Source organism: Staphylococcus sp. GDH8C109P (assembly GCF_017893405.1).
GTDB classification, from domain to species: Bacteria; Bacillota; Bacilli; order Staphylococcales; family Staphylococcaceae; genus Staphylococcus; species Staphylococcus cohnii.
Window position 1 is genome coordinate 262,043 of sequence record NZ_JAESMX010000019.1, and the last position, 11,445, is coordinate 273,487.

The 11,445-nt window shown below is 31.7% G+C and carries 11 protein-coding genes; 4 read left to right on the plus strand and 7 right to left on the minus strand.

The window, feature by feature from the left end:
* Nucleotides 1-103 precede the first annotated feature (103 nt).
* Nucleotides 104-1,189 carry a lipoteichoic acid biosynthesis protein CozEa gene (cozEa, locus tag KA867_RS10845; protein ID WP_210138020.1) on the plus strand — a complete coding sequence of 362 codons (1,086 nt, stop codon included), beginning with the start codon at nt 104-106 and terminating at the stop codon, nt 1,187-1,189.
* A 111-nt stretch (nt 1,190-1,300) separates the two neighbouring features.
* Here cozEa and fabI read toward each other — a convergent pair whose 3' ends face one another.
* The 7 genes from fabI to KA867_RS10880 all read right to left on the minus strand — a co-directional run bounded on the left by fabI (nt 1,301) and on the right by KA867_RS10880 (nt 8,306).
* Nucleotides 1,301-2,071 (minus strand): enoyl-ACP reductase FabI, encoded by a 771-nt coding sequence (fabI, locus tag KA867_RS10850; protein ID WP_107384686.1) that lies wholly within the window; start codon nt 2,069-2,071, stop codon nt 1,301-1,303.
* Between the two features lie 301 nt (nt 2,072-2,372).
* Complete coding sequence (locus tag KA867_RS10855) at nt 2,373-4,211, minus strand: monovalent cation:proton antiporter family protein (RefSeq protein ID WP_210138021.1); 1,839 nt, start codon at nt 4,209-4,211, stop codon at nt 2,373-2,375.
* Nucleotides 4,212-4,219: 8 nt separating this feature from the next.
* A complete protein-coding gene (gene mgtE, locus KA867_RS10860; RefSeq protein ID WP_457315163.1) occupies nt 4,220-5,548 on the minus strand; it encodes a magnesium transporter in 1,329 nt (442 codons plus the stop codon).
* A gap of 83 nt (nt 5,549-5,631) precedes the next feature.
* Nucleotides 5,632-6,486: an RluA family pseudouridine synthase gene (locus KA867_RS10865; RefSeq protein WP_210138022.1), complete on the minus strand. Its 855-nt coding sequence runs from the start codon at nt 6,484-6,486 to the stop codon at nt 5,632-5,634.
* A complete protein-coding gene (locus tag KA867_RS10870; RefSeq protein ID WP_019469071.1) occupies nt 6,486-7,295 on the minus strand; it encodes an NAD kinase in 810 nt (269 codons plus the stop codon). Before KA867_RS10870 ends, KA867_RS10865 begins: the two co-directional genes overlap by 1 nt.
* An 11-nt stretch (nt 7,296-7,306) precedes the next feature.
* On the minus strand, nt 7,307-7,942 hold the full coding sequence (yjbM, locus tag KA867_RS10875) for a GTP diphosphokinase (protein ID WP_019469070.1): 636 nt from the start codon (nt 7,940-7,942) through the stop codon (nt 7,307-7,309).
* A gap of 16 nt (nt 7,943-7,958) precedes the next feature.
* Nucleotides 7,959-8,306, minus strand: a complete 348-nt coding sequence (locus KA867_RS10880; protein ID WP_107384680.1) for a UPF0738 family protein — start codon at nt 8,304-8,306, stop codon at nt 7,959-7,961.
* A 189-nt stretch (nt 8,307-8,495) separates the two neighbouring features.
* Here KA867_RS10880 and KA867_RS10885 point away from each other — a divergent pair, with 189 nt between their 5' ends.
* The 3 genes from KA867_RS10885 (at nt 8,496) to yjbH (ending at nt 10,344) form a co-directional block, all read left to right on the plus strand.
* Nucleotides 8,496-9,080, plus strand: a complete 585-nt coding sequence (locus tag KA867_RS10885; protein WP_210138023.1) for a CYTH domain-containing protein — start codon at nt 8,496-8,498, stop codon at nt 9,078-9,080.
* Nucleotides 9,081-9,167: 87 nt separating this feature from the next.
* A complete protein-coding gene (locus KA867_RS10890) occupies nt 9,168-9,539 on the plus strand; it encodes a globin domain-containing protein (RefSeq protein WP_040030141.1) in 372 nt (123 codons plus the stop codon).
* 16 nt (nt 9,540-9,555) lie between these two features.
* Nucleotides 9,556-10,344, plus strand: a complete 789-nt coding sequence (gene yjbH / locus KA867_RS10895; RefSeq protein WP_210138024.1) for a protease adaptor protein YjbH — start codon at nt 9,556-9,558, stop codon at nt 10,342-10,344.
* Nucleotides 10,345-11,445: the final 1,101 nt, after the last annotated feature.

Here is an 11,445-nt window from a genome sequence, read left to right on the forward strand (position 1 = left end):
GCACATTAAGTACAAAGTTTCACAAATTTATCTTTTGTTCTATCTTTTTTTAAGATATACTGAATTATAAATTAAAATAAAGTTTTATAGGAGGAACCGTTCTATGCTTAACAAAGTATGGTTTAGAACAGGTATCGCTTTATTAATCCTGTTTTTACTAATCAAACTGATTATGGAAGTACATAGTATTTTCACACCATTCATTATTATCCTTCAATCAGTATTGTTGCCATTATTATTAAGTGGCTTTTTATTTTATATTTGTTTGCCTTTTCAAAAAATACTTGAAAAGAATCATGTGCCACGTTGGGGCAGCATTACTATAATTTTTATAGGCTTAATTATTATTATTAGTATTGTTATTGGCGTGTTAGCTCCGTTGATTGCAGAACAAATTGAAAACTTAGTACATCAAATACCTGCATTACAACATGAAGTGCAGAACATCATCAATTTTGCACTAGATCAAATGGAAAGATTGCCGAATGATGTAACTGATAGAATTAATAAAATGGTACAATCTATTAGTGACAGTACCGCTGATATTCTATCTAACTCTTTAGGATACTTAACATCATTTATTTCAACCCTTTTCTTATTGATAATGGTTCCGTTCTTTTTAATCTATATGTTAAAAGACCATGAACGTTTCATCCCTTTCATTGCAAGATTGTTTAAAGGAGATAGAAAAGTTTTCACTGTAGAATTATTAAAAGATTTAAATGAAACTGTTAAATCTTATATCCAAGGCCAAGTAACAGTAAGTATCATTCTTGGAATAATCTTATACATTGGTTATTCAATTGTAGGCCTTAACTACACACTATTGCTTGTTATGTTTGCTTGTGTTGCAAATATGATACCGTTCTTAGGTCCTTGGATGGCATTTGCACCTGCTGCAGTCATTGCAATTATTCAAAGTCCTTCAACATTTATATGGGTATGTATTATCACGCTCATTGCACAACAATTAGAAGGCAATGTAATCACACCTAACGTAATGGGTAAATCACTGAGTATTCATCCTTTAACAATTATTGTGGTAATATTAGCTGCAGGTAACCTTGGTGGTTTCGGTTTAATCTTGATAGCCGTTCCGTTATATGCTGTAATAAAAACAGTTGTCAGAAATGTCTTTCGATATAGACAAGATATCATCGCTAAAGCAAATAGTGATGTCAAAGAATAAAATAACGTTATAAAACAAAAAGACTATTCGTTTCAACGACAGAAACGAATAGTCTTTTTTAATAGATAAATCTTTAATCATATTTTATTTACTTATATTTTAAATCATAAATTACTTAACGATATGATAACCACTATCTACATGGATGTTTTCACCTGTAACACCACTTGATAAATCACTCAATAAGTACGCTGCAGTTTTCCCTACTTCTTCTTGGTCTACATTACGTTTTAATGGCGCACGTTCTTCAATTTCTTTCATGATTGTGTTAAAACCACCAACACCTTTGGCGCTTAATGTACGAATTGGACCAGCTGAAATCGCATTGACACGGATATTATCTTCACCTAAATCTAATGCTAAATAGCGTACATTTGCTTCTAAACTCGCTTTAGCTACGCCCATTACATTGTAGTTTTGTACAGCATATTCACCACCTAAATAAGTTGTAGCAACGATACTACCACCTTCAGGCATAATTTTTTTTGCTTCTCTAGCAACAATTGTCAATGAATATGAACTAATATCTTGCGCCAATAAGAAACCATCACGAGATGTATCTGAAAAACGACCTCTTAAATCTTCCATATTAGCAAAAGCAATTGAATGATAAACACCATCAATGTTACCGACTTCTTCTCCAATTTTTGCGAAACCATTGATAACATCTTCATCTTTTTGTACATCTATTTGATACATTCTAATTGTTTGTTGATCTAATTGTTCTACAAGTTTTTCCATTTCTTTTTTACTACGATCTTTACGATATGTAAAAACTAAATTTGCACCTAATTTGTCTAATACTTTAGCTACACCAAAACCGATACTACGTTTATTAGCAATACCCATAATGACGAATGTTTTATTTTCTAAATTTAACATGAAAATAGCTCCTTTTTTAAATTTTCATTTTAAACTGGTTCGAGATGTTATAATCGTATTCCTATCACTTTGCTCGATGCCAATTCTAACAAACTTTATTTTAACATTGGTTTCATTGTTTAAACAATTCATATTACATTCTATATATGAATTCATCATTTTTAGATGTTATCAAGTTAAAATGCTTACCAATACTTCACTCAATAAATAAATATTAACAGCTCAAAACAGCTTTCATAAATTCATTTACTGCCTATTTTTAAATCAGTCTGGGACAAAAATCATATCCCAGACAATAATATTAATAATAAAACTCTAATTCACGTTTTAATTCATCAACATATTCTTTAGAACCCGTTACAATAACACGGTCTTTATAGCGTAATTGTGTATCACCATGAGGTACGATTGATTCATTATTTCGAATGATTCTCACAAATATAATATCACCGTCAAATGGGAAATTACGTAATTGAATTTGATCATATTTATGATTTAACATTGCAATTTCATATAACGATGTTTCCACATTACTTAAAAGATTTAGCATATTAGGGGTTTCTATTAAACCTTTCAAGAGTATTTTATTACTCATAAAACCACTAAATACTTCAATACCTTCACTTTGTAGACCTTCATCACCAGTACTCGCCTCTAATCTACAAATAACTCGATGAACACCATGCCTTTTAGCCATTAGCGCCACTTTTTTATTAATATCGTCATCATTTGTAGAACAAACAACGATATCTCTTTCAAATAAACCTAGTCGATCTAATAACGGTTCTTCGTAATCTGCAATTTCAATCATCGAAATCGCATCTGATAGTTTACGTTTATCACTTAAATCATTTCTATAATAAAGTGAAACTTGATAAAGTTGTGATGTTAAATTCTGAGCAATTGGAATAGTTAATTGATTTTTTCCTATTAAACTCACTTCAATTTGTCTTGTAGCCTCATCTGGCATTGGGAACATTTTCTTAAATATAATAGGTACAAAGACACATGTAATGACTGCACTTAAAATTAAAATACCTGATATTTCCGATGATATTGTTCCAAGTTTTTCAGCAATTTTTGCAGAAGCAATGACCAATGATAAAGTAGAGGTTAACAGGAATGCTGAAGATATTGTCGTTTTCATATCAAACCATCGGCGTACGTAAAACACTGGTATTAATTTAGATACTACAAATGCGAGTATTAAAAATGGAATAATAAGTAGTAACGAAGGTTCTTTTATTAACATTGGTATATTTAAATCCACACCAACCATGATAAAGAATATCGGTATAAAGAAACCATAACCAAAAGAATCTAATTTCTCCACCATATCTTCATCTGGGCCTAATAAAGAAACAATCACACCTGCTAGGAAAGCGCCTAGAATATTTTCTGCACCAACGCCTTCTGCTAAGGCAACTAGCATAATGATGAGTGCAAATACAGCTCGTATACCTATCTGTGTGGTACCATCCATCAATTTCTGTAAAAATTGTGCTTTTTTAAATATGCCACCTAGTAAATAAAAAACAAGCGCAAATACTACTAAACTGCCTATTAACCAAAGTGATGCACCACCTGAAGCATGTAGTGTTCCATATGCAGTTAACAATATCATTGTTACTAGGTCAGCTAATACTGCTACTAATAATATGAATTGTCCGATTGTAGTACGCATAATATTCATTTCTTTTAGTGTCGGTACAACAACACCTAATGAAATCGTAGAAATGATTATAATCATTAATAAGACATCATCAATTAAGCCAAACCACTTAAATGCATAAGCAAATACAATTGAAATTATCATAATAAATAAAAATACAGTAAGTGCTAATTGCAGGTGACCTGGTTCTTTATTTTTATCCTTATCTTTAGACGATCCTTTATCTTTTTTAAATGCTTTAAAATCAATTTCTAAACCACTTAAAAACATTAAAAAGATAAAACCTAATGTAGACAAGATATTTAACATAGCATCACGCTCTACTATGTTTAAAAAAGAGTGTCCTATGAGGATACCCATTAGTATTTCTGCTACAACGACAGGTAAGAATGTAATTCGTAATCTATTGATTAGTATCGGTGTAAGGAATGCTGCCATTACAACGACAACAAGTGATAAAAATTCCATGTAACCCCCTATAATAAGTAAGACATGAATGAAGTTGCTAATCCAAAGTAAATCAACATACTCACAATATCATTGATCGTAGTTATAAATGGACCACTTGCAACTGCAGGGTCAATATTTAATTTATTCATAACTAGTGGAATCATTGATCCCACTAAAGTACCTACTGTCATAGCAATCGTTAAACTGCTCGCTACGATCGTAGCTAAAATTGGCTGTCCATAAAGCACCAGTATAATAATAAATAACAATATAGCACAAATCAAACCACTTAAAAAGCCACTACCCGCTTCTCTCAATGCGACTTTGAAATTACTTTGTTCATCAATTTCACCAGTTGAAATATTACGTACTGATACGGCAAGTGATTGTGTGCCAGAGTTACCAGACATACCACTGATAATTGGAATAAATGCTGCCAACAACGATACTTGTGCTAATGTATCCTCAAATGATCCAAGTATCGTCGCTGTAATCATTCCTAAAAACGTTAAAATGATTAGCCATGGCAAACGTTTTTTAGCAGTTTTAATGACCGAATCATTTGTTGCATCAACATCAGATACCCCGGCTAAACGAGAGTAGTCCTCGCTCGCTTCTTCATCCATAACATCTAAGATATCATCGATTGTTATAATACCTAATAAATGATCTTGATAATCGACAACTGGCATAGCAATAAAATCATAATCACGCATTTTTTGCGCTACGTCTTCTTGGTCATCAGCAGCGTTAGCACTAATCACACGTTCGCTCATTATGTCTTCTATATAAGCATCATTTTCTGCTACGATTAAATCTCTTAGTGATAAAACCCCAGCTAATTGTTTATGCTCATTCACAGCAAATATGACATAAATTGTCTCAGCATCAGGCGCTTGTTCTTTAACTTGCATTAATGCTTCTTTTACAGGCATTGTTGATTTTAAAGAAATATATTCCGTCGTCATGATACCACCGGCGGTATCTTCTTCGTAATGTAGTAACGCTTTAATTTCTTTTGCATCTTCACGATTCATTAGTGTCAGCAAGCTAACAATTTTCTGCTTAGATAATTGATTCATAATGTCAACTGCATTATCGTATGACATATTTTCTAACACTTTGCTAGCATATGTAGCATCCATGGTATCGAATAGCGCTTCATACTCTTCTTCATCAATTTCTAATTGTTCGAAGAAATCCGCTACTTCTTCAGGGGACAATACTTCAAATATTTTTTGTCTAATATCTTCATCGCTATCCTCAAAGTATTCACTTTGTTCATATGTGTGCATCGCTAAGAATTCTTCTCTAAATTCACCTATATGATTTTCATGAAGTAGTTTATCTAACATTTCTTGATCATATACTTGCTCATCTTCTAAAACGATTTGATCTTTTTCATTTGCCAAAAGTCCCACCTCCATAGTTACTCAAATTATATCATATTAAATATATTTTCTATTGCATCATATCTATCCTGTATTTCAATTTTTTTATCATAGATTGGATGTATAAAAGATATTTTAAAACATCGTAATAACTGATGATTATAGCACGAGTGTCCGCCTCCATATAAATCATCACCCACAATAGGATGTCCTATATGTTGAAAATGAACACGAATTTGATGAGTTCGACCAGTTAATAAAGCAATTTCACATAAACTGTAATTCGTGACATGGTCTAAACGCCTATATTTTGTTATTGCTTGTTTGCCATGTGAATTGACTTGTCTTGTAATAATACTAGAAGGATCTCTAGCAATAGGTGCATTTATAATTCCATGTGATTTCATTTCACCAAAGCATACACATAAATACGTTTTATCAATGTGTATGTTTGACATAAGATGATGTAGAAAACCATGTTTTGCAACCACAACAATACCTGAAGTATTTCGATCAATCCTAGTGACAATATGTGGGACTATGTTTTGTTGTGATTGCTTAAAATAACCAAGAATTTGTTCGACTAAACTAAAATGCTTGTGCTCCCTTGATGGTGCACAATTTTGATTAGCTTCTTTGGAAACAATTAATAAGTATTCATCTTCATATAAAACATTTAAAGTTTTTTCAAATGGGACCAAGTTATGGCTTGCTGTTTCTTGAGCTAAATGTACTTCCACTATATCGTCTTTCTGTAATTGTTTGCGCACAGTCTCTGTTTGTCCATTAACGATTAAAGCGCCATTATGCTTAATGGCGCTAATTGTATTCTTAGAATACCCTTGTTCCTGTAAAAAGGTTCTTAGCATTTGAGGGCCTCTAATTATATACGTAAATTGCATTATTCGTCGTCTCCACTTGAAATAAAGGAATCATGTACCCTTTTCCAAAATGGAAACGGTCTAAATCTAGCAAATCTAATTTTTTCATTTGCCACTCTAAATTGGATTGCATTAACATTCTTATGTTTTATACTAACATGGTCTATGGTCGTTAAAATCTTATCATGATTCACTGGTGTAATCAGACATGTGTGGTGTTTGGGCAATACTAATGGTGAACCAACCGTTCTGAACACTCTATTATTAATAGAAGCGATTTCTGCAATTTGCATTGCTTCCAAAGAAGGATGAATCAATGCGCCACCTAACGCCTTATTATAAGCAGTGGAACCTGATGGTGTTGATACACACAGTCCATCTCCTCTAAAACGTTCGAATTGGTTCCCTCTTATATTCACATCTACAACAAGTGTAGAACCATTTTCAGTTTTCATTGTCGCTTCATTTAATGCCAAGTATCTCGTTTCATATCCATTATCGTTATAACGCACAATGATTTCTAATAGTGGATATTCTATAACTTGGAATTCTGAATTATTAATTTCAATAATTAATTTCTCCACTTCATGGGGCAACCAATCTGCATAGAAACCTAAATGTCCTGTATGTATCCCTACAAATGCACACCGTGATAACATATGGCTATATTGATGGAAAGCTTGTAATAATGTACCATCTCCACCAACTGATATGACTATTTCAGGATTTTCTGTATCTTCAACCATTTCAAAATCTTTCATGTGATTAATCATCTTATGCTTTAAAGCATTAGACTTTGAATCACCTTTAGATAAAATTGTATAGCGCATGATTACACCTCCTAGTCATTATCATGCTTTTTAGCACGTTTTTTGGAATAGTATTTTTGAGCCTCTTGTATTTCTTCTTTAATTTCTGACATTTCTTCATCAAGTAAAAACGCTGCTTCAGCCGCACGTTCTAGTCGGTGCTGGATTTCTGGCGGGTAATCTCCGTCGTATTTATAACGTAATGTGTGTTCGATTGTTGCCCAAAAATTCATCGCTAATGTTCTGATTTGTATTTCAGCTAAAATTGATTTTTCACCTTCAAGTGTTTCGATTGGATATTCAATAATAACATGATATGAACGATAGCCACTTTGTTTTGTATTGCTAATATAATCGCGTTCTTCTACTACTTTAAAATCTTGACGTTGTCTCAAGAGATTCACCACAATATCGATATCATCAACGAATTGACACATTAATCTCAAACCCGCGATATCGTACATTTCTTCATGTAATCGATCAAATGAGATTTGTCTTTTATTCGCTTTATCAATAATGCTAGTCATAGGTTTAACACGACCTGTCACAAATTCAATTGGTGAAGCATTATCTTCTACGTCATATTGTTTTCTAAGCCCTTTTAATTTAACTTTTAATTCATCAACTGCTTGTCTATATGGAGATAAAAACTGATCCCATTGATTCATTGTGCTTCACTCCGCTTCACTCTAATTCGAAAGTATCTTCCACAACAGAAACAAACTCCTTACCATAGTTTGAATTACCTTGAATATTTTCTAATATATAATTAAACTCTCTGTCGAATTGTTTTAGTTCTAATTGATCATTAATGATAATCTTCTTATTTTTATTCTCATGTAACATAGACCAGGTTTCTTGAACAAAAATCAAATATGAATATGACTGGCCATCATCTAAGATATATGCAAAACTATAATTATCACTATCAACAAGCATTTGTCCTGCTTCTTGTAAGCCTTCTGTAGATTGTTCTGTATAACACTTTAAACTATCTTCTGTTACTTTAATTTCATTCACATAAATACGCATGCTTGTTCCTCCTTATTCTTCATCATTTTAACATAATTATGACGTACATAACACGTTACATGACTATTATCATGTCATCAATTGGCTTAACGTAAATATAATAATTTTTAGCGTATAATGCAATCTAATTTAAATTAACTTACAAGTACTTTAAAATAAATTATCATAAGTATTTAAGGAGTGTAACGCGTGGCAACTAATAATGAAATTGAATTTAAACAACTATTGTCTAAAGACAATTACCAAGCAATATACAACACTTATTTTTTAGATACAAAACCATTTAGTCAAACCAATTATTACATCGATACACGAAATTTCGATTTAAAATCACATCACTCAGCTTTGAGAATTCGTATTAAAGAGGATACTTACGAAATGACATTAAAAGTACCAGCTGAAATTGGCTTGATGGAGTATAATTTCGACACAAAGGTTGAGCCAAAATTAAACAAACACATCAAAAGTCAGGACCTACCCCAAGATATTTTAAACCAACTCTTAAAAATGGATGTAGATATTAATGCATTAACCATATTAGGAGCTTTGACTACTGAACGCATAGAAAAAGAAATACATGGTAATTTACTTGTTTTGGATAAAAATCAGTATCTGGATTTTGAAGATTTCGAACTTGAATATGAAGTAAATGATTATGATGAAGGATTAATTCAATTTAAATCAATCCTTCATCAATTCAATATCACTCATGAAATTCCAAACAATAAAGTTCAAAGATTTTTCAATCGTAAACATAAATTAAGCAATAGTTAATTGCACACAATATTAAGAAGTCGAATTACTTCCAAATGTAAAAATTCATGTTATATTAGTATTATATTAATAGGATATGGTGATACTATGACACAAACACCTTACGAGGTTATCGGACAAGACGCCTTATTTAAAATGATTGACCATTTTTATTATATGGTACAACGTGATGATAGAATCAATTATTTGTTTCCTGGTGATTTTGAAGAAACAAGCAGAAAACAAAAACAGTTCTTAACACAATTTTTAGGCGGTCCTCAACTGTATACAGAAGAACATGGTCATCCTATGTTGAAAAAAAGACATTTAGAATTTGTAATAACAACGCACGAACGTGACGCATGGCTTGAAAATATGTATAAAGCTATTCAACAAGCAGATTTTCCTGCGGGCGTCGGGGATTATTTATATGAACGATTACGCTTAACAGCGAATCACATGGTTAATTCCGAAAATTAATTGTAGGTGAAAAAACATGGCTGAAGAATTAAAATTGATAAATGCTAATAGTCGTGAAGAAGCAAATCTTTCACCTTTGAGTAAGATTGAAATTTATTCCTTTTTCGATCCATTCAGTAAAGAGTGCTTTAAATTGTCTGCGATACTTTCAAAATTACGACTTGAGTATAAACAATATATTAGTATTAGACATATTTTAAATCCTTCCTTACGAGTATTAACAAAATGCCAAGCTCAAAGTACATCGAATTTAGATAATATCGCACTTGCATATAAAGCTGCTGAACTCCAAGGTCGATTACGGGCAGAGCGCTTTATACATCTTGTACAAAATGAGATAATACCAAAACGAGATATTATAACTGAAGAGATGGTCAATAATTGTATTAGTAATGCTGGACTTGATTATGAAGTCTTTAAAGAGGACTTACATAAAAGTTCGTTAAAAGAAAGTTTACAAGTTGACTTGCATATAGCTCGAGAAATGGAAATTGAAGAGGCACCTTCCCTTGTATTCTTTAACGAAGATATACATGAAGAAGGTTTAAAAGTTGAAGGCTTATACCCTTATCATATCTATACGTATATCATAAATGAACTTATTGGTTCACCAATTGAAAAAGAACTTCCACCAAGTTTGGAAACTTACATTTGCCAACAACAATTAGTAACCAAAGAAGAGTTGCTGACTATTTATGAATGGCCTGAAAAATTATTGAATAAAGAACTGAAAAAATTAGCATTACAGCAAAAAATAGAAAAACTTAGCTCACCAGAAGGAAAATTTTGGAAGTCAAAAGTTTGAAATGTTGCTAGTATTCACAACTATATAAGTTTCATTTTATTTGAAACAGATACTGCAGCATGTATTTTAATTGTTAAAAAGGACTGTCGACAAAGTCTCTGACTTTGTTGGCAGTTTTTTTGTGCACGTTTTCCGCGGGCATTGTTTTAGCCTGTAATCTTCAGCTAGTGCTCTTCCCCCAGGAGTCGACCCAAATCACTGCCAATATCACATTAAAAACGTTACTAACTTAGAGACTATTTTGTCTAAAACCAACGAGACAAATAATCGAAGAAATTGTAAAAAAAGATACTTTTTACTTCTAAGAAGCATCAGACAAAGGACTATTCCATAACAAAATGGATTAGTCCTTTTTAAATTTATCGATTGAGATTATACTGACTTAAACATAATATGATTTAAGTCTATAACCTCGTGCTTAGCTCAATTTCTCAGCGATCAACACGTTAAAAATTACTATAAACGATGTGTTTGAGCTCAAAAAGTATTCCGCACTTAACTAACTACAGTAAAAAAAGTTACACTTATATGAGTTTAGTATCTAAAGCATTTTCAAATCGTCATATAATATAAAATTTCTCGAACCAGGTACTAGTAAAATTTAAATAAACATTTGCAATTTACCTTAATATCATTGAAATATGTATTACAAAATTCCATAAAGAACAAAGAAAATGCCAACTTCTAAATTATTACTAAAGAAGTTGGCGCTTTTTTGCCTTTAGTTATTATATTTCAATTATTTTTTATAAAGAGAATCTCTACAACTTTTACTTATTTACTAATTGCTAAACATTATTTTCAATCTACATTAGTTTTCTATATAAAATTCAATGCAAATTATATGTTGAAATATCTGAATAGTTATTCAATTTCTTATACATCACCTAGTTATTTAAAAATGGATATAAAAAAAACGCCGTGTCTGATTACACGGCGCTAAACAAAGGGGATGGGAGAAATTTTTCACTTCAAACAAAGGGGTATGTTTGTTATGTGATTAATTTCATGTATATAATATAACACGCTGTTATATACCTTTCAACCATTAAAATTAAATAAATACCCTTTGTCACAAACTTGTCATATTGTAAACGAATA

What these genes read in the sequence shown, in the direction of transcription:
- cozEa (WP_210138020.1), top strand. Translation starts at nt 104, where the DNA reads ATGCTTAACAAAGTATGGTTTAGAACAGGTATCGCTTTATTAATCCTG.
- fabI (WP_107384686.1), bottom strand. Translation starts at nt 2,071, where the DNA reads ATGTTAAATTTAGAAAATAAAACATTCGTCATTATGGGTATTGCTAAT.
- KA867_RS10855 (WP_210138021.1), bottom strand. Translation starts at nt 4,211, where the DNA reads ATGGAATTTTTATCACTTGTTGTCGTTGTAATGGCAGCATTCCTTACA.
- mgtE (WP_457315163.1), bottom strand. Translation starts at nt 5,548, where the DNA reads ATGTTAGATAAACTACTTCATGAAAATCATATAGGTGAATTTAGAGAA.
- KA867_RS10865 (WP_210138022.1), bottom strand. Translation starts at nt 6,486, where the DNA reads ATGCAATTTACGTATATAATTAGAGGCCCTCAAATGCTAAGAACCTTT.
- KA867_RS10870 (WP_019469071.1), bottom strand. Translation starts at nt 7,295, where the DNA reads ATGCGCTATACAATTTTATCTAAAGGTGATTCAAAGTCTAATGCTTTA.
- yjbM (WP_019469070.1), bottom strand. Translation starts at nt 7,942, where the DNA reads ATGAATCAATGGGATCAGTTTTTATCTCCATATAGACAAGCAGTTGAT.
- KA867_RS10880 (WP_107384680.1), bottom strand. Translation starts at nt 8,306, where the DNA reads ATGCGTATTTATGTGAATGAAATTAAAGTAACAGAAGATAGTTTAAAG.
- KA867_RS10890 (WP_040030141.1), top strand. Translation starts at nt 9,168, where the DNA reads ATGACACAAACACCTTACGAGGTTATCGGACAAGACGCCTTATTTAAA.
- yjbH (WP_210138024.1), top strand. Translation starts at nt 9,556, where the DNA reads ATGGCTGAAGAATTAAAATTGATAAATGCTAATAGTCGTGAAGAAGCA.